General features: G+C 23.0%; 14 protein-coding genes and 1 CRISPR repeat array. Of the genes, 7 read left to right on the top strand and 7 right to left on the bottom strand.

Translation table 4 applies throughout. The features are described from left to right. Window positions 1-86: 86 nt before the first annotated feature. The gene (locus X271_RS01365) at window positions 87-1,718 is read right to left on the bottom strand and encodes an alpha,alpha-phosphotrehalase (protein WP_025208682.1); all 1,632 of its coding nucleotides are present in this window, start codon (window positions 1,716-1,718) and stop codon (window positions 87-89) included. After that, on the bottom strand, window positions 1,719-3,797 hold the full coding sequence (locus X271_RS03130; RefSeq protein ID WP_025208683.1) for a PTS transporter subunit EIIC: 2,079 nt from the start codon (window positions 3,795-3,797) through the stop codon (window positions 1,719-1,721). It lies immediately after the preceding gene. 249 nt (window positions 3,798-4,046) lie between these two features. Between X271_RS03130 and X271_RS01380 the strand changes: the two genes are divergently transcribed. The 5 genes from X271_RS01380 (at window position 4,047) to X271_RS01400 (ending at window position 8,706) form a co-directional block, all read left to right on the top strand. Next, on the top strand, window positions 4,047-4,775 hold the full coding sequence (locus tag X271_RS01380; protein WP_025208684.1) for an MIP/aquaporin family protein: 729 nt from the start codon (window positions 4,047-4,049) through the stop codon (window positions 4,773-4,775). Between the two features lie 33 nt (window positions 4,776-4,808). Continuing rightward, window positions 4,809-6,305 (top strand): glycerol kinase GlpK, encoded by a 1,497-nt coding sequence (gene glpK, locus X271_RS01385; RefSeq protein WP_025208685.1) that lies wholly within the window; start codon window positions 4,809-4,811, stop codon window positions 6,303-6,305. A 10-nt stretch (window positions 6,306-6,315) separates the two neighbouring features. Next, the gene (gene glpO / locus X271_RS01390; RefSeq protein WP_128571633.1) at window positions 6,316-7,440 is read left to right on the top strand and encodes a type 2 glycerol-3-phosphate oxidase; all 1,125 of its coding nucleotides are present in this window, start codon (window positions 6,316-6,318) and stop codon (window positions 7,438-7,440) included. A gap of 134 nt (window positions 7,441-7,574) precedes the next feature. Continuing rightward, window positions 7,575-8,351, top strand: a complete 777-nt coding sequence (locus tag X271_RS01395) for a hypothetical protein (RefSeq protein WP_025208686.1) — start codon at window positions 7,575-7,577, stop codon at window positions 8,349-8,351. After that, window positions 8,338-8,706, top strand: coding sequence for a hypothetical protein (locus tag X271_RS01400; RefSeq protein ID WP_025208687.1), 369 nt, complete (start codon window positions 8,338-8,340; stop codon window positions 8,704-8,706). Before X271_RS01395 ends, X271_RS01400 begins: the two co-directional genes overlap by 14 nt. Before the next feature lie 43 nt (window positions 8,707-8,749). Here the strand turns inward: X271_RS01400 and cas9 are convergent, their stop codons facing one another. Continuing rightward, window positions 8,750-12,337, bottom strand: a complete 3,588-nt coding sequence (gene cas9 / locus X271_RS01405; RefSeq protein WP_025208688.1) for a type II CRISPR RNA-guided endonuclease Cas9 — start codon at window positions 12,335-12,337, stop codon at window positions 8,750-8,752. Window positions 12,338-12,391: 54 nt separating this feature from the next. Further along, a CRISPR array of direct repeats spans window positions 12,392-14,737; the repeat unit is 36 nt; unit sequence GGGTTAAACAACTCATGAATACCAACTAACCAAAAC. A 227-nt stretch (window positions 14,738-14,964) separates the two neighbouring features. Here cas9 and X271_RS01410 point away from each other — a divergent pair. Both X271_RS01410 and X271_RS01415 read left to right on the top strand, forming a co-directional pair. After that, window positions 14,965-17,619, top strand: coding sequence for an RCC1 domain-containing protein (locus X271_RS01410; protein ID WP_025208689.1), 2,655 nt, complete (start codon window positions 14,965-14,967; stop codon window positions 17,617-17,619). Between the two features lie 230 nt (window positions 17,620-17,849). Next, window positions 17,850-19,826: an RCC1 domain-containing protein gene (locus X271_RS01415; RefSeq protein WP_025208690.1), complete on the top strand. Its 1,977-nt coding sequence runs from the start codon at window positions 17,850-17,852 to the stop codon at window positions 19,824-19,826. A 7-nt stretch (window positions 19,827-19,833) separates the two neighbouring features. Here X271_RS01415 and X271_RS01420 read toward each other — a convergent pair whose 3' ends face one another. The 4 genes from X271_RS01420 to X271_RS03135 form a co-directional block, all read right to left on the bottom strand. Beyond that, a complete protein-coding gene (locus X271_RS01420) occupies window positions 19,834-20,523 on the bottom strand; it encodes a hypothetical protein (protein WP_025208691.1) in 690 nt (229 codons plus the stop codon). A gap of 20 nt (window positions 20,524-20,543) precedes the next feature. Further along, the gene (locus tag X271_RS01425; RefSeq protein WP_128824171.1) at window positions 20,544-21,758 is read right to left on the bottom strand and encodes a ComEC/Rec2 family competence protein; all 1,215 of its coding nucleotides are present in this window, start codon (window positions 21,756-21,758) and stop codon (window positions 20,544-20,546) included. Window positions 21,759-21,882: 124 nt separating this feature from the next. Continuing rightward, window positions 21,883-23,175 carry a hypothetical protein gene (locus X271_RS01430; protein WP_025208693.1) on the bottom strand — a complete coding sequence of 431 codons (1,293 nt, stop codon included), beginning with the start codon at window positions 23,173-23,175 and terminating at the stop codon, window positions 21,883-21,885. A gap of 47 nt (window positions 23,176-23,222) precedes the next feature. Further along, window positions 23,223-23,930, bottom strand: a complete 708-nt coding sequence (locus tag X271_RS03135; RefSeq protein ID WP_025208694.1) for a glycerol-3-phosphate acyltransferase — start codon at window positions 23,928-23,930, stop codon at window positions 23,223-23,225. Between the last annotated feature and the right edge of the window lie 22 nt (window positions 23,931-23,952).

Raw genomic sequence — 23,952 nt, forward strand, 5'->3', positions numbered from 1 at the left:
AATGATAAAAAACATAAATACCATATTAATTTAAGGATTATTAATTGATTTTAGTTAATTATAATAGTGTTTTAGATTTAGATTCACTAGCATTCTACAATAATTGCTTGATAGGGATTTAAAAAATTAAAATTTAATTTTTCGTGGTTGTTTATAATAATTTTGATATTTTCTTTTATTTTATAATTTTGTTTTTTATCACTTAAATTTAAAATAATTTGATAATTTTTTTGATCATCATATCTCTCATAAATAAAAATATTATCATTGTTTGTTTCAATAAATTTAATTTTTCCTAATTTAAAAGTTTTATTTTGTTGTCTTAATCTAAGAATTTCTTGATAAAATTTAAAAATTGAATTTTTATTTTTTAAATCATTTTCTAAAGTTATATTATAGATATTTTTATATTTTAATCATGGTCTTGTTTCAGAAAAACCATAGTATTTTTTATTATTTCAAGCAAAAGGACTTCTTCCATTATCTCGTGATTTTTGATTTATTATTTTTAAAATTTGATCATCTGTTTTGTTTTCTGATCGAAGTTTTTTATATGCATTTGTTGTTTCAATATCATTAAATTCTTCAATTTTTGTATTATATAGATTTGTTTGTCCAATTTCTTCTCCATAGTAAATAAAAGGAGTACCTCTTAAAAAAATATAAAGAACTGCAAAACAAGTAGCTGATTGGTAATGATAAATTTTATCATTACCAAATCTAGATATATGTCTTGGTTGATCGTGATTTGATAAAAAATTAGCAATTCAACTATTATGTTTTTGTTGATATAATTGTCAAGTTTCAATTACTTCTTTAAATTTTTTAAAATCCTTTGTAGGTGCATATGATCATTTATGATTATCAATATAATCTGTTTTTAAATGATAAAAAATAAATCCCATATCTAATTCTTTATTTTTTGGATTAGAATAGTTTGCAAAATGCTTTAAATTAGTAGATGAAAGTTCTCCTACTGTAAAAACATTTTCATAATTAGAAAATGTTTTTTTATTTAATTCTTTTAAATAAAAATTAATATTTTTTCCATCTGTATAAAATTTTTTTCCATCATTATATTTAAGATCATTTTTTCAATTTTTCTTTTCTGGTTTGGAAATAAGATTTATTACATCAAATCTTAATCCTTTTACACCTTTTTTTAATCAAAAATTTACAATTTTAAATACTTCTGCACGTAATTTTTTATTTTCTCAATTAATATCAGCTTGCTGCTTTGAAAATAAATGTAAATATCATAAATCTAATTTTTTTATATACTCTCAAGCACTTCCGCCAAATTTTGATGTTCAATTTGTTGGTGGTTTATTATTTTTACCTTTTTCAAAAAAGTAATAATTTTGATATTTTTTTGATCCTTTAAGAGCCTTTTTGAATCAATGGTGTTGTGTTGATGTATGATTCAAAACCATATCAAGCATAATATTTATTTTGTACTTTTTTGCCTCTTTTAAAAGATTATTAAAATCAGACATTGTTCCATAATCAGGATTTATTTTATAATAATTTTCAATATCATAACCATTATCAATATTTGGTGTTTGATAAATTGGTGTTAATCAAATATAATTTATACCTAATTTTCTTAAATAAGGTATTTTTTCTTTTATTCCATTTAAATCGCCAATTCCATCATCGTTGCTATCGTTAAAAGATTTTACATATATTTCATAAACAACTAGGTCTTCTTTTTTCATTTATTTTTTTTTATCTTGCTTTTCTTCTTTTTTATTTTCCTTTTTTTGTAATTTGCTTAATTTATCCATTTCTTTTATTTTTTCACTAATTATTTTTTTATTATTATTATATTTATTTTTGGTTTCTTTCAAATCTTTTTGATTTTCTTTTGTTTTTTTTATTTTTTTGATATTATCTTTTATTTCAAATTGTTCAACTTTTAATTTTGTTTCTTCTTTTAAAAGTTTTTCAAATTTTTTGTAATGTTTTTGTTTTTCTTCTATAAATGTATTTCTATATTTATATCTCTCAATATTTTCTGTATTTTTTTCTAGATTTTCTTCTACATCTTTTAAATAATCATTTCAACCTTCTGTTGATAATTTTGCAAATCAATGTGATTTTTTAGAAAAAAGAATTGTAAGAAAAAAAGTTCAAATAACAGTTCCGATCATAATTAAAATATAAACTATTCATGCCGCTCATTCTGCATTTAAAGAACTATTATTTACATTTAAAAATCCTAAAATTCCTCCCATTCCAATTCCATTTGCAGTTATTCCGAATGCGACATCAAACATTGAAGCAAGGGCAGATCCAAGCATTGCTGCTACGAAAGGAAACATAAATCTAAGATTTACTCCATACATTGCTGGTTCTGTTACTCCAAGTCAACATGTAATAGCAGCGGCATTTCCCTGCTCCCGCATTTTGGCATCTTTTCGTAACATATAAACAACAGCAAATACAGCAGCTCCTTGAGCCATATTTGATAATGCAAGCATTGGAAAAATAAAATTTGCATTTGTTGTTGTTAATTGCAACATTACAGCATTAAGTGTTTGATGTAATCCTGTAATAACAAGTACAGGATAAAGTAATCCGAATAATGGTCCAAAGAAATATTTTGCAATAGGTTGCGTAAATGCTCATTCAAAACTAACGGATATTGCTCATCCAATAATTGCTCCAATTGGACCAATTATTCCAAGTGCAACAATTTGTATTACAAGAATTGTAATAAAGGGTGGTCAAACATATCTTACAGAGGGAATTGTATGTCTTTCAATTAAATCATAAAATCAAACTCCAAATCAACCAACAAGTAGTGCTGGAATTATTTGACCAATATATGAAATTGCAAGAGGTCAATATGATGTAAAATAAGAAGCATCTAGGGCATCGATCGCTTGAAAAATTGTTTTTACTTCATATGAACTAGTTAATCCTGCTTGATTTAAAATATTAATCATTTCTTCTTTATTGGGATCATTTGGATCAATTCCAGTAAAATCTACAAGATTATGAATATTATTAAAAGCAAGAATTTGATCAGGAGAATATACTCCTCCTGTAACTATGTAATATTCTGTACCATTTGGAATTGCATCTAAATTAATATAAATATTATGAGATTGATCATAATAAAAAGATTGTATATATATATTTCCTAAGGCATCTGAAACACTATACATATTAACTAATGTTCCTGGAGCAATTAACATTATTCCAATTGTTATTCCTAAGGCTCCTGGTTTATTTGCTCTTTGAAACATTGATCAAACAACATGAACAGGTAAATATCAAAATACAGCTTGTGCTGGTAATCATAATCAATCATCTAAATTCTTAGCAAAATTACTATTATTAATTGCTGATCCACCCTCACCAGTTCAATCAAGTTCAAGTAAATTTCGAAATGCAAGAATTAATCCTCCAGCTACAATAACAGGAATTAAAGGAATAAAAATTTCTGAAAATACTGACATTACTTTTTGAAATTTATTTGCTTGTTTTTTTGCTGCAATTTTTGTTTCTTCTTTTGTTGCATTTGTTATTTTTGCATATTTTAAAAATATTTTATAAAAATCACCAACATCGGTTCCAATTATTATTTGAAATTGTCCAGATTGTGTAAAAGTTCCTTTTACAGAATCTAATTTATCAATTGCTTTAATATCGACTATTGTTGGATCCTTTAAAACAAGTCGTAATCTTGTTTGGCAATGAGAAGCCGATATTATATTATTTTCCCCTAATAATAAAACTATCTTTTGTGCATCAATATCATATTGTTTTTTCTTTTGATTTGATGGCATAATATTATTCTATAAATTCCCTATTTTTATTTTTTTTACACTATATAATTAAATATTATTAAATTTTTAAAAATAGAAACTTATTTTTTTAAAAATAAATAATTTAAAAAAATAAGAAATTAAAAAGTTTAATAATAATATTATTATGTAGTTTATTATTTATATTTTTTTAAAAAGAAAAAAATTTATTTAATTTTAGAAATTTAAAAGTAATATAATTTATATGAAAAATTAGGAGGATTAAAAGTAATGGATTTAAATTTAGGAGGAATATTCCTATCAGAAATGTTAGGAACTTTCTTTTTGATATTAATAGGTTGTGGGGTAAACGCTAGTGTTAATCTTAAAAAAACCTATTCAAATAATTCTGGTTGAATTGTAATCAGTTTTGGATGAGGAATGGGAGTTATGATTGGAGCTGCCGTTGCCTTTTATTCTGGGGGACATTTAAACCCTGCTGTTACATTAGCAATGTGAGCGGAAAGTACAATAGATACTGGACAAGCTTTTGTATATTTTGCAGGAGAATTAGTTGGGGCATTTCTTGGTGCTTTATTAGTTGCTTTTTTATTTTGAGATCACTTCAAAGAAACAAAAGATCCAAAAGCAGTTGCTGGTACTTTTCACACTACACCAGCAATTCCAAGATGATATAGAAATCTTGCAACAGAAATGTTTGCAACATCTGCATTAGTTTTACCATTGTTAGCACTTACTGAAGCAGGATGAGATACATTAATACTAGGACCTTTATTTGCTGGTTTATTAGTTTTGGGAATCGGATTAACTCTTGGAGGATTAACTGGATATGCAATTAATCCAGCAAGAGACTTGATGCCAAGATTAGTTCATCAAATTGTTAAAATCCCAAATAAAGGAACAAGTAATTGACAATATTCATGAGTTCCAATTATAGGACCACTTATGGGATCAATGCTTGCTGTAGCTTTTTATGAATTAATCTTAGTAGCAATTTAATAAAAGTAAGAAAAGAAAAAGGATAGATTTAGAATGAACAAAAAATATATATTAGCATTAGATTCAGGAACAACATCAGCAAGAGCTGTTTTGTTTGATAAAAAAGCAAATGTTATGTCAATCGGGCAAAATGAATTTACACAATATTTTCCTGAACCGGGTTGAGTTGAACATGATGCAAATGAAATATATGCTAATCAAGTTGGAGTTGTAATTCAAGCAATACAAAAAAATCACACAAAATTAAGTGAAATTGAAGCAATTGGAATTACAAATCAAAGAGAAACAGTTGTAATTTGAGATAAAAGAACAGGGATTCCTGTTCATCATGCAATTGTATGACAAGATAAAAGAACTGCGGATTATTGTGAAAAATTAGCAAATGATCCTAAAGTAATCAAAATAATTAAAGAAAAAACGGGTCTTGTATTAGACCCTTATTTTTCTGGAACAAAAATAAAATGATTACTAGATAATGTAAAAGGATTAAGAAATCGTGCTGAAAAAGGCGAAGTTTTAGCAGGAACAATTGATACTTGACTTATTTGAAAATTAACAAATGGTAAATCATTTGTTACTGATTATACAAATGCTTCAAGAACTTTATTATTTAATATTATTAATTTAAAATGAGATCAAGAATTATTAAAATTATTTGATATTCCAGAAAAAATTTTACCAGAAGTTAAAAATTCTTCTGATAATTTTGGTACTACAGATATTGATGCTTTTAAAGGTATTCCAATATATTCATCTATAGGTGATCAACAATCATCTCTTTTTGGACATAGAAGTAAAATTGGAGAATTAAAAGGTACTTATGGAACAGGAGCATTTTTAATGTTAAATACTGGAGAAAAAGTTGTAAGATCAAAAAATGGATTACTTACAACAATTGCTTTAGGATTAAATGGAAAAGTAACTTATGCTCTTGAGGGTTCAATTTATATTGCTGGAAATGCGCTTAAATGAATAAAAGATGAATTACATCTTATTCAAGAATATGAACAAATCGATTATTACTTGAAAGATAATTATGATACAAAAGGAGTTACTGTTGTTCCTTATTTTGTTGGAGTAGGATCTCCTTATTGAAATACAAAAGCAAGAGGATTAATTACTGGAATTACAAGAGGAACAAATCGTGGTGATATTATAAGAGCAACTGCAGCTTCAATTGCTTTTCAAACATATGATATTTTTAAAGCTTTTCAAGAAGATTACAATTCAAAAATTATAAAAATGTCTATTGATGGTGGTGTTTCAAAAACACAAAATTTAATGCAATTACAATCAAACATTTTAGAAGCAAAATTATATAATCCAGAATCATCAGAAATTACTGCACTTGGTGCAGCTTTTCTTGCTGGATTAAAAGCAAAATTCTGAAAAGATCAAGCAGAAATTGATAAATTAATTAAATTTAAAAAAATTTATAAACCAAATGCCAAAGTAAGTGAAAGTGAAAAAATTATCAAAAATTGAAAAGAATCAGTAAGATTAGCATTAGAATGAAATAAAACAAAATAAAGGAAAAATAATGAGTGATACAAAATCATATGATGTAGCAATTATTGGTGGTGGAGTAATAGGTCTTACCATTGCAAAAGAATTTTTAGAAAAAAATATTAAGAATATTTGTCTTTTAGAAAAAAATCGCGATGTAATGTTAGAAACTTCCTCACATAATAGTGGAGTCATTCATAGTGGGTTTGATGCAACGCCCGGAACGTTAAAAGCAAAATTTAATGTAGAAGGCCGTCATCTTTTTGAGCAAAGATATTTAAAAAAAGATGCAAAATTTCATTGAGAAAATATTAATTCTTATATCTTGGCATTTGATGATGAAGATATTAAAGAATTAAATTTACTGTATGAGCAAGGAATTAAAAATGGTTTAAATCCTAAAAGTATGCAAATAATTGATAATAAAGAAATTCTCAAAGTAAATCCGTATCTTAATAAAAAGATAATTAAAGCTTTATTAGTAAATACTTCTAAAATTATTGATGCACATCAATTTGGGAATTTTATTTTTGAAGAAGCTAAAAAATTAGGACTTAAGTATCATTTAAATTTTAAAGTAAATGATATTAAAAAAGAAAAAAATGAATGAGTTCTAAAATCTGAAAAAGACCAAATTATAAAGGCAAAATATATTATTAATGCAAGCGGAGTTTGATCAGAAGAAATTGCAAGACTTGTCGAAAAAAATCCTTTATTTAAAATTAAAACCAGAAGAGGACAATATCTTATTTTAGATCATGATCAGAGAAAATATACAACTTTTGATGTATTTTTTTTAACTCCATCTAAACATGGAAAAGGAGTAATAATCGCTCCTTTGTTAGATGGAAGAGTTCTTGTTGGTCCTAATGCAGAAGATAACATTCCAAAAAATGATATTCAAATAGTAACAGAAAAAGGTCTTAAACATGTAAGGAAAATAGGAAAGAAAATAAATCCTAATATTGATCTTGGTCGTGTTGTTTCTGTACTTGCTGGTTCTAGATCAATAAATGAATTAACAAATGATTATTATATTGAAAAAAGTAAAGAAGTAGATAATTTCTTTCATGTAGCAGGAATTCAATCTCCAGGATTATCAAGTTCTCCTGCAATTGCTAGGTATGTATATAAAAGATACACAGAAGTAAAAAAGTAAAAGAGTAAAAGAGTAAAAAAATATAGGGAAATTCCTATATTTTTTTTATTTTAATAATTTTGTAAAATTTACATATATAAATAAGAATAAAATAATAAATTAACTAATCTATAATAATGATAATAAAGGAAAAAATGGAAAATAATAAAATTGAATTTTTTACATGAATTAGAAAAATTGAATTTATTAAATTAAAAAAACATTATGAGAATTACTATTCAAATATTATAAATGTTGATAATAATGAATTTTTATTATTAAAAAGATATCTTAATGAAAATTTATTTACTGATTATTCTAAAGAAGATTTTGAAAAAATAAAAGAAAAATTTAAAAAAGACGAAATTTTTGATCCAATAAAAAATATAAATAAAAATATCAATAAACAAAAAGAAACTTTCAAGCAAAAAATTTATGATGTTTTAATTAATATAGAAGATCATTTAAATCAATTTTCGAAAAAAAATTATAATAAATTAAGAAAGCATAAAATAATTTATTTTATTATTGCTCATGCAATAAATACAAATAAAAAGTATGCACAATGAAAAGAAGAATATGATATTTTTGCTTCTTTTATATCAAATAAAAAAAATTATGAAAAGATGACTTGATGTGCTTTTGAAAATGGACCAATTTTAAATAGTATCTATAATCCATCACCAAATGAAGATAATGATTTATTTATTTTATATCAAAATGAAAAACAATTAATTGTTTTTGAAATGGCTTATTTTTTCTTAAAAAATTTTTCAACAATCGAACTTATTGAAGAAAGCCATAAGACAAAACCTTGAATAGACAATTTTGAAAGATACAGTTATTACAAAAAAATTAAAAATAATGAAATAATTGAATATTTTAAAAATAATAAACCTTTTTTTATTAAATTAATAAATGGAAATAATTAAAATTAAATTAAATAATTTTATAAACAAGTATTTAGAAATTATTTTTACTATTGTATGATTTCTTTTTCTTTTAATTTTAGTTATTTTAATAATTTATATGCAAATAGATACTAAAGATTTTTTTTCATATTTAATTTCATTTACAATTGCTTGATTTGCAATATATCTTACAATAAAAATTGGTAAAAATAGCCAGAAAACATTAGATAATATAAACGAAACAGTAATAGAAATAAAAAATTTGAATCTAGAAAAAGATCAAATAAATATTAAAAAAGAAAATCAAGTAATAAAACAAAATAGAATAAATAAAATCCAAAAGGAAAATGATGAATATGAAAATAAATTAAAATAAGAATCTCATGAGAGATTCTTATTATTGGTATTTTTTATATAAATTATTCTATTTTTCCTAATCTTGTAATATTTACAAGTTTTAAATCTTGTGCTTTAGATATTGAAATTCTTAATTTAATATTAAACATTTCTTTATATTTTTTTGGATTTGTATGTTGTGTTAAATTAGAAATTGGTGCACTAAATCTTTTTTCTAATGAATCTAAAGATTTATATGTATAAATAATTTCATCATTTGATAATTTAAATTGTGCATTTTTAAATAAAATTAAATTTATTTTTTCTTTTTGTTTTGCAATTTCAGCTATTTGATTACGATAAATTGGAATTAGTTTTTTATTTTGATCATATGTATATCCAATATACTTTGAAATATCTCAAAAATTACCTTTTTTATCTTTAATAAATGAATTTTTTAATTTTCCTGTTTTTTGATCTATTGCTTCTTTTTTAGAACTAGGATTTTGCTTTGCAAGTAAAGTTCCTCTTATTCTTTTGTCTATTTTATAAGATACATAAGGATAATCTTTAATGTTTTTATTATTCAAGTTTGCTCATTCTGTTGCTTCAATAGTATCCAAAAATGCTGGAATTTTTTTATATTTAATTTCTTTTATATATTCGTTTGTATTTGAATCAAATGTTGTTGCTGGATATTTTTGATTTATTTGCTTTAATCTTACAGGAATTAAATTGTTAATTTTACTAGGAAGATTTTCAATTAAAGGACTTATTAAATTTAAAATATTTTGATCGGTAGTAAAATCTATTCTTTCTAATCTTTGATTAGTTTTAATTTTTTGATCAATTAAATTTATTAAATAATTAAATACTTGATTTAATTTATTGTTTAATTCTTTTGTACCATAAAAATAGACAAATCCACGATCTTTAAATCGATTATCAATTATTCTTTTTTGTTCAAATAATTTTTCTTTAATATTAAATGAATCTTTTTTATTTACATAATAGTTATAAAAATTAATAATTCTAACTATCAATTGATAAAACTCAATATGTTGCTCAGAAATCATATTAGAAAGAATTATTGCATCTACAGCATGATGAAAAGGAGAGATATCACGAGGTTTATTAATATCTCCTCATAAGCTTCCATATTTATAATTAGAAGGATTTAATCATAATCTTCTAAAATATGAAGTAATTCCTCCTTGAATTTGTAATATTTTGGGAGACTTAATATTTTCTTTTCTTTCTTTTTTTGCAAATTCTAATTTTAAATAATCAGTAATATATTTTGTAATATATCTTGTGTCATTAATATTTCTAGATTCAAATCCTGTTTCCTTTGATCGATCTAAATTCTCCATAAATAAATATGCTAATTTTACATTACTATTTATACTTTTTTCAATTTTATTTTTTCAATTATTTAATTGTTTATTAGTAAAATTTTGTATTTTAAAAAAATCAAGTGGTGTTTTGTTACTTTTAAGAGCATTATTTTTTCTTGAAGTAACTATCTTATTATTTTTAGTATCATCATTTACTAAAGAATAAGGAGCAATATGGTCAACTTGGTATTCATTATTTTTGTCTTCAATAAAGTTTTTTAAATAAATTTTTTCTTTAAAATCAACATCATATAAATCATATGCAAAATTTTCTTTTTTTGAAATTTGATCTAATTGTTGATCTTTTCAAATTAAATATTTATTAATGTTTTTAGAAGTTGGAATTAAATTATGTTCTTTTAATTTATTTTCAGATTCTTCTCTTATTTTTTGATTTTTATCTTGATTACTTCTTATTTTATTTCTTAATGTTTTTTCTGCATAAAGATCTTTTGCTACTTCAATAATTAATCCATCAAAATTATGTATTTTTAATAAATCTCTTACTACTAATCTAACTTGATTTATTGCTCGAAAAACTACAGAATTTTTTTGCATATCTTGATCTTTAATTGGAGAAAATAATTTTATTTCCTTTTCTTTTAATTTTTCTAATTTTTCTTCTGTATTTTTTTCTCTTATTTTATTTTGATATTCAAAAATTATCTCTCCTGTATCTAATTGATTTTTAAGAGCAGATAAGATAAATTTGCTTGATGTAGATAAAGTTTTATTTCCTTTTCCTATTCATTTGTTATTTTTTCTAATTCAATTATATCCATCATTTTGATCATTAAAAAATGAATCTATTTTTATCAATTCATTTTTTAATTTTTCTGGTGTTTTATTTTTAAATAAAACATTTGCAATTTTATTTATTTTACTATCTCTAATTGTATTTAAAAAATTTAGATCTATTTTAAGATTTTTTAAAATGAATTCTTTATTTTCATTATTTTGTGCAAACGAATGTAAAAATAAATTACTATTAGCAAAACTAATTCCATCTAATTTAGGTAAATTTAAATTATGTTTTGAAAATATTTCTGTAATTATTTTACGATCAAATTTTAAATTTTTAAAATAATTATCAAATATTTCTCTTGTAATTATTTTTATTTTTTCTGAATTAATTTGTTTTTCATTTTTTAGTTTTGAAAATATCTTTCCTGTTTCATTTAGAATAAACGAAATATCATTTTCAATTGAAAAGCAAGATAATCTTTTTTGATCTTGAAAAAATTCACAATTTCCTAAATTTTCAAAAAATTGTTTGTAATAAAATTGTTTAGAATCTTTATTTAATTTTTCTTTTCAAATTTTTTTTACTTCTGGATCTTTGGGTCCTGGACCATCTTCAAAATCTCGTTGTCTAAATATAATTTTTTTTAAATCTTCTTTTATATCACTTAATTTATCATTATATTCGATCTGTTTATTTAATAATGCATCAAATTCATTTTCATAATCTTCACGATTAAATAAAATTTGATTATCATTATATTTCTTAATTAATGTATTTTTTAATATGTTAATTAATTCTTTTTCTGATTCATTTTTATGATCTATATTATATTTTTTCAATAAATTTTGTAAATTAATTATATTTATTTCTTTTTTGTTTTTGTCTAGAAAAATTTGTTCATTAAATTTACTTTCATTAAAAACTCTACTACGATAGTTAAATTTACTTAGATCTTTTGGATTAAAATTAAAAAAAGAATCTTCTGTAATAGCTTTAATTGGATATTTATATTTTTTTATTAATTCTTTACTTTTTTCGATGCTTTTTCTTGCATCTTTATTTTCATTTAAATTTGGAATAAGAAAACGATTACTATATCCTCTTCTTTTTGCAATATTAATTAAAGCAATTAATAATTCTAAATTTGTTAATTTTTCTTCTAATCCTTTTTTTCTTAAAATAATTGAATTAAATTTATCATCTTTAAAATATTTTTTTCCTTCTTTATTAATTTTTAAAATGTGATTTTGGTAATCTTCTTTTTTTAATAATTTATGATTATAAAAAGTTTTTTTAAGATCATTTATTCTTATTTTTTTACGAGAATTTAATCTTCTTCCAGATCTAAATTGTCTTCTTTCGGAAGTTTTTGTATCTAAAGATTTACTATCTTCGGGTGCATCTCATAATCTAACACCAAAATCTAATATATTTCAATTGTTTTTTTGATTATTATATTCTGAGATAGCCCATCCTAATGATGTAACTCCAATATCTAATGCTAAATATTTCTTATTTTCTAATTGCATTATTATCCTTTTATATATTTAAATTTCTATTTAAATCTATTATATAAAAATTATTGATTAAACAACTCATGAATACCAACTAACCAAAACAACTTCATTATCATTATCTTTGTAAGGAAAGGGTTAAACAACTCATGAATACCAACTAACCAAAACCATCTGATCAATTATATGTAGTTATTATTGGGGTTAAACAACTCATGAATACCAACTAACCAAAACTAATCTTAATGCAATATTAAATATTATTTCGGGTTAAACAACTCATGAATACCAACTAACCAAAACAACGTAAATTTAAGCTTAATTGAACTATTAGGGTTAAACAACTCATGAATACCAACTAACCAAAACATTGAAAAGGTCCATCGCAAATGTTAATATGGGTTAAACAACTCATGAATACCAACTAACCAAAACAACGTAAATTTAAGCTTAATTGAACTATTAGGGTTAAACAACTCATGAATACCAACTAACCAAAACAGCAGGTTTAGGAAAAACAACTACTGCAAAGGGTTAAACAACTCATGAATACCAACTAACCAAAACATAATATGGTATAAAAAACTATCAAAAAATGGGTTAAACAACTCATGAATACCAACTAACCAAAACTATGTGGTTTTTTTAGTTCCTCACTACCTTGGGTTAAACAACTCATGAATACCAACTAACCAAAACTATTAAAATTTGCTAAATATTCGTCTGGTGGGGTTAAACAACTCATGAATACCAACTAACCAAAACAAAGTAAGAGGCATTTATACCAATGTAAATGGGTTAAACAACTCATGAATACCAACTAACCAAAACTTTCATATACATTTGATTACATCAGATATAGGGTTAAACAACTCATGAATACCAACTAACCAAAACCCGTATAATTTCATTGGTCATAATCTTAAAGGGTTAAACAACTCATGAATACCAACTAACCAAAACTAGGTGGGTAAAGAAAAAGGAAAAAAAAAGGGTTAAACAACTCATGAATACCAACTAACCAAAACTGTCCCTTAATATTAAACGGTCATTTTTAAGGGTTAAACAACTCATGAATACCAACTAACCAAAACTAATTTTGCTTTTGAACCTTATATTAAAACGGGTTAAACAACTCATGAATACCAACTAACCAAAACACATTGGAATAAATTCCTCTTATTTTTAATGGGTTAAACAACTCATGAATACCAACTAACCAAAACAAAACTGAAGTAATCATAATGGTGTCTGCTGGGTTAAACAACTCATGAATACCAACTAACCAAAACTATAGCAATGTAAATCCACTAATATTTTTAGGGTTAAACAACTCATGAATACCAACTAACCAAAACAACGTAGAATATGAGAATTGCAGTTGATTTGGGTTAAACAACTCATGAATACCAACTAACCAAAACAATTAGTTTTTTCTTATATAGTTATATTATGGGTTAAACAACTCATGAATACCAACTAACCAAAACTAAATGTTGTTAAAAACAACAAAAAAATAAGGGTTAAACAACTCATGAATACCAACTAACCAAAACATCGCACAGATGGACCCGAATACCATTAAAGGGTTAAACAACTCATGAATACCAACTAACCAAAACATCGCACAGATGGACCCGAATACCATTAAAGGGTTAAACAACTCATGAATACCAACTAACCAAAACCCCATAAATATTCAATTAACATTTTAATCTGGGTTAAACAACTCATGAATACCAACTAACCAAAACACTTTTGCATATAATGACTTAATTAAAATAGGGTTAAACAACTCATGAATACCAACTAACCAAAACTAATTACTTCGCAACTTAATTTTTAAATAAGGGTTAAACAACTCATGAATACCAACTAACCAAAACACTTTAATGGTTAATGCATTCATACCACTAGGGTTAAACAACTCATGAATACCAACTAACCAAAACCCTTAGACCATCTACTTTCGCTTATAACGAGGGTTAAACAACTCATGAATACCAACTAACCAAAACACAGAAATATTATATTTATACGTTCCTTACGGGTTAAACAACTCATGAATACCAACTAACCAAAACAACGTTAGAGGATTTTACTCAAATGTTAATGGGTTAAACAACTCATGAATACCAACTAACCAAAACACATTTACACTAACTGATGATTATACTAATTGGGTTAAACAACTCATGAATACCAACTAACCAAAACATAGAGTTTATGTTTAACTGAGAAGACAATGGGTTAAACAACTCATGAATACCAACTAACCAAAACATACCGCCTCAATTAGATTGATTGGTATATGGGTTAAACAACTCATGAATACCAACTAACCAAAACCTTCTTTTAACAGAATCAAATATTTTTTTTGGGTTAAACAACTCATGAATACCAACTAACCAAAACATTAAATTAATTATAATAAAAAAAAGCAAGTAAAATAGACGTTATTTTAAATATTTTAAAACTTAAAATATTTATATTTTGCTTTTTATTTATATTAATAAATAATATTTTTTCAATATTTTTATTTTTCCTTGTTATAATTTTTTTATTAAAAATATTTTATATTTTTGAGCGTAGAGGGTTTTAATAAAAATTAATAAATAAAAGGAATTAATATTCTTAAAATAATGAAAAAAAATAAATTTTTCAATTTTAAAATATTTACTTTTATTTCTGTTTTTTTAGTTTTTTTAAATATTGGTTATTTTAATTTAAATAACTATGATAAGAATTTTAAAAAAGAACAAATAAATAGTAATCAAATTGGAAATATTATTGAACAAGTAAATGGGCAACAAGTTTATTCGGAAGAATCTGATCAAATTTATCCAGCAACTTCTGGAGCTTTAATTGATCAAGATTTGGATGGATTAGCAGATACTATCTATATGTGAGGAGATAATGAATATGGACAAATTGGAATTAATGATCAAGAAAATGACTTTATTACTACACCACAAAAATTAGATATTTTTAAATATGGTAGTGGTAGTTTTTATCAATTAGAAAGTAGTGGAACACATTCTGGTGTTGTTTTTGATTCAGATAATGATGGTAAAAGTGATCAACTTTATATGTGAGGAGATAATAGATATCAACAATTAGTAATAAGCAATAGTATTACTAATTATAGTTATGTTCCAATGTTAGTTGATTTTAATTGAGAAGGAGATATTATATCATTAGAATTATCTTATGGATATTCCGGAGTTACAATTGATACAAATGATGATGGTTATGCTGAAAATCTTTACATTTGAGGAAATAACGAAGATGGACAAATTGGGAATGGTGAAAAAAATAATACAATTTTAGAACCAACTTTAATTACTCCAAAAGATCAAGATAATTGAGGCGGAAATATTATTGATTTTGAAATAGATGGTCATCATAGTGCTGTTACAATTGATACTGATTATGATGGTTATGCTGATACATTATATTCATGAGGAGCAAATGAATATGGACAAGTAGGAAATGGAGAAGAAAGAAATGATATCGTTTCCCCAACAATAATTACACCACAAAATGGATATTGAGAAGGAAATTTAATTGATCTTGAATTAGGTTCTTCTCATTCTGGGGTTACTGTTGATACTGATTTAAATGGTTATGCAGATACGCTTTATATGTGAGGAGATAATTATTTTAAACAATTGGGAAATATAAATTCTTATCAAAATGAATTTATACCAACTGTTTCTTATGGTCCTGAACAAAATTGAGGAGGAGATCTTGTTAATTTTTCTCTTTCCGGAATAAATAGTTCTATTGCAGTTGATACTAATAATGATCATTTAGGTGATGTTATTTATCTTTGGGGAGATAATAGTTATGGACAGATTGGAAATGGAACAATAGATAATCAATTAGAAAAAGGAATTTCTACACCAACTAAACCTTTAAATCAAAATGGAGAAGAATTTGATTGAAATGGAAATGTAATAAATATTGATTTAGGAGGAAATTCAAGTTCTGCACTTATTGATAGTGATTATGATGGATTAGGGGATGAACTTTATCTCTGAGGAGATAATAGCTATGGACAATTAGGAAATAGCCAAATAGGTGTGAATATATTAACTCCTGATCAACAAAATTTTAAATTAGAAAATTTTAAATTAGAAAATTATGAAATTATTGATACAAGTAATTATGGATTGGAAATAAATATTACATTAGAAGATAATAATGATTTTTTTAATAAAAGTAATATACCTACTTTAAAATTAAAAAACCAAGATCAAGGAAATATCTATAATACTACTTATGATTTTTTAAATTCTGATCCCGAATCTGATTCATATTCTTATAAAATAAATAATATTAAAAGTGGACAAAAATATCAATGAGATGAAATTTTAATAAATGATCAAGGAGATGATTTTAATGAAGATTTAATATTTAATATAAATGAAATTGAAATTTTATCTGATTATAAAATAAAAGAAGCTTCGATTTCAGAAGAAAATATTACTGAATCAGATGCTTTAATTGATCTTGATTTTGAAAATAAAATGAATTTTAATATTAATAATTTTACAGAAGAGGAATTAAAAGTTAGAATCAATTATCAAGATCAAGAAAATCAATATATAAAAGAAACAATTATTAATCAAAATGAACAAATTTTATTAGATGGATTAAATTCAGAAAATCAATATACAATAACAAGTATTGATTATTTTTATCAAAATGGAAATTATAAATATACTTTTAATCCAGTTAATTTAGTTTTTTGAACAGATACATTAATTCCGACATTTTATCAAATTAATAATACTTTCGAAATAGAACAGATTAATAGTGATTCCTTTCAATTTAAAATTGGATTAAATAATGTTATTGTAAATGAAGATGGTTCATTAGCAAATATTGATAATGTTTATCTTATTGATTCCAATAATAATATTTATGAAGGTGATTATGTTGAAAATAGTTGAGAATCAGAAGTAAATAGTATTAATAAAGATTCAACAGTAAATAGTAGTATAGAACAAGGATACGCTAGATTTAATGTAACACAATTATCAGAGAAAACAAATTATAATTTTATTGGAATTAGTTTTCAAGAAGATGGATCATCTGCAAGTTTATTTCAAGAATCAATAAATATTCAAACTGATAATAATTTTAATTTTAAATTAATGATTTCGATTATTTTAGTAATAATATTAGCAATTTTATTAACATTAATAATTATTTATTTTGCAAGAAAATATAAACAATTCAAAAAAGCAAAAGTTGTAGATCAAGATGAGATAACAAAAGTAGCTAATTAAAAAGAAAAAGGATCCTAAATTTAGGATCCTTTTTGAATTTATGAAAATTAATATTTTTTAAGAGCGATGTAAATAAAAAAGAAGATAAAATTTTTTATTTAAGTTTTTAATTAAGATATCTCTTAGCATCAATTAAAATATATTTATAAATTTCTTTTATTCTCAAAAATTAAATTTTACATGCTATAATTAATTTATTAATTATAGTAATTGAATTGAGTTTATAAATTATGAATAAAAAAATATTTTCTCTATTTACAATTTTATTGTTTCTTTTTCCTATTCATTCATATAATTTCAAAATTAATGAAAAGAAAAATACAAATAATTACGGATATATAATTGATCAAGAAAATGGAAATAATTATTCTGGATCAATTATAGATAGTGATTTTGATGGATATGGTGATACTTTGTATATGTGGGGAAATAATCAATATGGCCAAATTGGAAATGGAACTAAAAATGATGTAAATAATGGTCCAATTAAAATTTTACCTAAAGAAGAATCTTGAGAAGGTAATTTAATTAATTTAGAATTAGGGGATTCTCATTCTGGCCTTACTGTTGACACTGATTATAATGGATATGGTGATACTTTATATATGTGGGGAAATAATAATTTAGGACAATTAGGAAATAATAGTGAACTTAATAATTTCACATATCCACAAAAAATTCTCCCAGAAGGTAAAATTAATTGAGGTGGAAATATAATTGATTTATCTTTAGGAGAAGATTTTACAGGATTAACAATTGATAGCAATCTTGATGGATATGGTGATATTTTATATATGTGGGGAGATAATAGTTTTAATCAATTAGGAGTAGAAGGTAATAGTAATTATTCTTATCCTATAACAGTAATTCCTGAGAACGAAAGTTGAAATGGTAATTTGATGGATCTTGAATTAGGAAAGGATAGTTCTGGCCTTACTGTTGATACTAATTATGATGGATATGCAGATACTGTTTATATGTGAGGAGATAATCAATATGATCAATTAGGACAAGGACAAATAAGTCCTGAAAAACAAACATTTCCTAAAATTACTGAACCAGATAGAGGATGAAATGGAAATATAACAGATATCTCTGTTGGTTATTATACTTCAGGAGTAATAGTAGATAATAATGATGATAATTATGCTGATACATTATATATGTGAGGGTCTAATATAAATGGAGTAATGGGAAATAATATTTCGTTAAATCCTAGTCCTATTACTATTTATTCTTTTCCTGGTAATTTAATTGATTTTGAAACAAATAATCAAAATTCAGGAATTTTAGTGGATGTTGATCTTGACGGTTATGCAGATACATTATATATGTGAGGAAGTAATCAAAATGGACAAGATGGAATTGGTAGCTATACAGAAGAGGTAATTTATACACCAATTGAAATATTTCCTTATTATGGAAGTTGGAATGGAAATATTCTTGATTTTTCAATAGGTAGTACACATATTAGTACTCTAATTGATATAAATGATGATGGATACGCCGATACTCTTTATATGTGAGGATCAAATGAATACGGAGAAGCAGGAATTCCTGCTTCTAATGATATTTTACTTCCTAATGATATATTTGAATTTAAAAGTTTTTCAATTGAAAATATTACAATTATAAATGATTATGATCATGGGTTAAAATTAGAAATTAAATTAGATGATTTTTGAGATTTATTTAATGAAAATAATATTCCTATTATTTATTTAATTGATCTAAATAATAATTTTTATAATACTTTATATGATCAAGATAATTCAAATATAAATGATGATTTATATTATTATCAAATTGATCAAATTAATCCAGGAACAAAATACATTTTTGATAAGATTGAAATTAATAATAATTTATTCAATTTCGAATCAATCATTGCAATAAGTGATTACACTATTTCTGATCTAAATTTAGAATCTATAGAAACTAATCAAGCAACACTAAAACTTGATTTAATTTTAGGAGATAATGTTAATATAAGTTATTTTGATAATGAACAAAAACAAGTAAAAGTTAATTTTGCAGATGGAAGTTATCAAGAAGTAATAATTGATCAGCATTTAAAAATAACTCTTGATAATTTAGAAGCAAATACTGATTATGAAATTACTGGAATTAATTATTTTTATGAAGATGGAAGTTATAAATATAATTTTAGTAAAGATATAATCTTTACAACTTTAAATCAAGTATAGTTTTTTATTATTTTTCTTTTTGATTAACTTTTGGTCAAATTCATTCCCCAAATAAAGGATGTTGGGGAAAAATTCCTGATCAATGAGCAATTTTTTTATCTACATAAAATGTAAAAATAAAATCTCTATTTAAAACTATCTCTTCATTTTTTAAATTAAGTAATTTAGCATCGATTCTTATTTTATTACTCTTAAGATCGATGATTATGTAATTTATAATAAATTTTACATATGTTTCTTCATATTTAATTTCAACATTAATATTACTCTTTAATCATCTTCGAGATTTTCAATTAATTTTAATTAATTCATGTCTTATAGTTTCTTCATGTTCTATAATTTTTCCATATAAATCTTTATCTGCTTCAATTCTTAGAGGAACATTTACTTTTGTTGTAATTAAATTTGTTCCTCAAAATGTTTTTAAATTTTTTTTGATAAATCTTCTTTTAGTAATTGGAATTACAATAAATGTATCAATAATTATAAGAATAATTACAACAAAAGTTGCTATTTCAAGACCATGGTTTATATTTTCATTAGATAATGTAAGAATTTCTGTAATTGATAAAAAACTCAATATTAAAACAGCAAGATGAAGTAGCATTGCTGAAAGTTCTAATATTTTATATAAATAAGAACCAACAATTAATACATCTTGTTGTTCCTTTTTTGATTGATTATTTTCCTTTTTCATAATTAACTCTTTTAATGTTTTTAATTATATATCAAATATTTTTTTTCAATCAAAAGAATTATTAAAATAAATTGTTCATAAACAAAAATTTGAAGAAAAGTAAATATTGCAAAATTTATTAAAAGATATGTATCTTTTAATAAATAAAATAAAGTAAAAAAGGGAATTAATAAATATTGGATAATTTCTCAAGAAAAAGAGAAAAAAATAGAAATAAAAAGGAGATAATAAGTAAATTTTATAAAAGGGTTTAAAACAAAACAAATAAAAGGAGCTAATAAATTATCATATCCTTGTCAATTTATTATAAAAGGGAAAGTAATTAAAAAAATAAATAAATTTATAAATAAAGATTTTATAAATTTATTTTTGATTTTTAAATCACTTGAAAATTTATAAAAAAAAGAAATCAAAAAGGATAATATTAATCCTGATTGTAATCCCAAATAGGGGTTGTAAATTAAAAAAATCAAAGCAGTAAATGCAAGAGAATTATATTTTCCTTTTTTTATTTTTTTATTTTGATTTATAAAATAATTACAAGCAGCCTTTATTCCTGTATTTGGAAAAAAGAAAAAATAAAGATAATAATTAACAATTAAAAATAATAAAAATATTTGTAAACATTTTCTCTTAAAAATAAAATTAATTCATAATTCATTAATTTTTATTATTAAAAAAATATGAAATCCAGAAATTATTATTAAAAAACTAATTCCCAATTTTTCAAATTGTTCAAAAATTTGTTCATTATAAATTGTTTCTTTTTTAAATAAAAATAAAATTGTAACTTTTTCATAAAAATTTTCTTGATCTATAAGATTAAAATAAATATAATTACGAAAACTTTTATTAGGTGATTTATCAATTTTATAAGTATCACAATAACCATAATAAATTGTATGATTTGCAAGTAAAAAAGAATTAAAGGAATCGTATTCATTATTTATTTTATAGTAATTACAATCAAAACTTATAATAGTATGAGGAATTAAATCTGTACAATAATCATCGAAAATTAAAAAATATATTTGATTATCTTCTTTTACAAAACAAGATTTGGAATAACTTTTTATTACTTCTCCTTGATGATAATAATTTAAATTAAGATTTGAATTAAAAATAGAGTAATCAAGAAAAAATAAATGAAAAAAGATTAGAAAATAAAAAATAATATAAAAATATCCACCATATTTGAAAATATAGTGGATACCAAAAATAAAAGAAAAAAGCAAAAATATCAGAATGAATTTAAAGATCAATAAATAAAATAATAATAATAAATATACTAAAAGATAAAAATATTTGTTCTCATTTTTTTTAAGCACATAATTAATTTATTATAAAAAGATATATTTTCTATTTTTTGTAAAAATAAATTCTAAAATAAATCCATGTAAATAAAATAAACATTGGATTTAAAATAAACATTGATATATAATAAGAATTTGTTTTATATCCATTTGATAAAAGAATAGAAATTCCATTATTATAGAGACCAGGATTTATTCCAATATTATCAATTACAACACTATAAGATAATAAACCATTTTGTTCAATATGAACTGCTCCACCATTTTGTTCAATTTGATTTCTTGTAATTGGATAAATTATGAATTTATCCAAAGAATAAAAGAAAATTAGATTAATAATAATTAAAGCAACAAAAAGATTGAATATAAAATTTGTTCTTTTATTTATCTTTACTTCATTACTTAGATCTTTATAATAAACATTATAAATTCAATATGAACAAGCAAGAATAAATATAAAGACTCATAGAGCTAATAAAAGATATGAAGGAATATTATTATTTGCTCCTAATCATTTATTTTTCGGAGCAAGTGTATCTATAAAATTAATACTAATAGGAGCTAAGGCATTATTTACATTATTTTGCAATTGATTAATATCAATAAACTCAACATTTGCTGTATTTAAACCAAATGTACCTAATCCTTGCAATCCTTGAAATGAAAATGTCATTGAAATAAAAGCAAGAATTAAAGTTGTATTTACTGTATATTTATATTTTAATTCATTTTTAATTTTTAATTTTTGAAAATAAAATAATGAACCTATAAATAAAGAAATTATTATACTTATAATTCATAATGATGAAAATAAATTATTAAAAATATTTAAATTATCTAATATTAAAATGTAATCAAGTCCTTCTTTTATTCCATTATTTATTACAGTTGGAATAAAATTTGCAAAATCAGCATTTGGATCTATTTCATTTGCAAATAATGTATTTGCAAATGTTATTGCAAGGAGAACTTGTAATGATAATAAAATAAAAGTAGAAACATAAATTGATCCATATGTAATAAGAATCGCTCTTCTTTTATGAAAATCATTATTTTTTCAGGTATTTATTAATCATAATATTATTAAAAAAAACAATATTCCTACAAATACTAAACAAACAATTGAAAATCATTCAAGATTAGTACAAAGAAAAGCTTCTCCAAAATAATGATCTGTATATTTTCCTAAAATTAAGAAATAAAAAATTCCAAATCAAGTTAATATTAACAATAATAAAGTACCTCATTTACTCTTAAAAAAGGATTTAATTTTTATAATAATTTTATTTTTATCATCTAAAGTAATATTAGGATTTTCTATTTTTTTACTATTTACCATAATTATCTATTTTAAAATTTATAACAATTTCAAATCAGATATTAAAATTAATTTTTATTTTTTAATTTTTTCTTTATTTCTTTTTTCATTTTTCGATTTTCTTTAGTTTCATTATAAATAACAATTATATTGCTTTTATGCTTATAAATAACAAGAATAAATGATAATCATAAAATAGCAGAAGCATTTATTGTTCTTGATCAATCAAATAATGGTCAAGCTGAATTAAGCAAAGGATTAAATGTTCCTAAAATTGTAATTGCAAAAACAGCCCCTAATGAAGAATATGTAACTGTTCTATTTGTTGAAAAATAAATAATTAAAAAAATAATTCCTCCAATTGCACAAAAAATTCAATTAATTGCTAGCATTAAACCAAAAGTTGTTGCTACACCTTTTCCACCTTTAAATTTAAATCAAATTGGTCATAAATGACCAACTATTACAAAAAAAACAGCAATAGCTATATAATTTGTTACTGCCATAAAAATATTATCACCATTATTGTAATCTAAATTTTCTGATAATTCTGTAAATATAATTGCAACAATGAAAGCTTTTAAAAAATCAAATAAAAAAACAAGAATGAAAGCCTCTTTTCCAAAAGTTCTTCCAGCATTTGTTGCTCCGTAATTTTTAGAACCAATTTCTCCTAAATCAACTTTTTTATATCGTGAAATTAATTGACCAGCATTGATTGATCCAACAAAATAAGCAATTATAGAATATAATAATAGTCCTAAAAAAACTTCCATTTTATTTAAATTTATTTTTTAT

The sequence above is a fragment of the Candidatus Hepatoplasma crinochetorum Av genome (genome assembly GCF_000582535.1).
Taxonomy (GTDB): Bacteria; Bacillota_I; Bacilli_A; order Mycoplasmatales; family Hepatoplasmataceae; genus Hepatoplasma; species Hepatoplasma crinochetorum.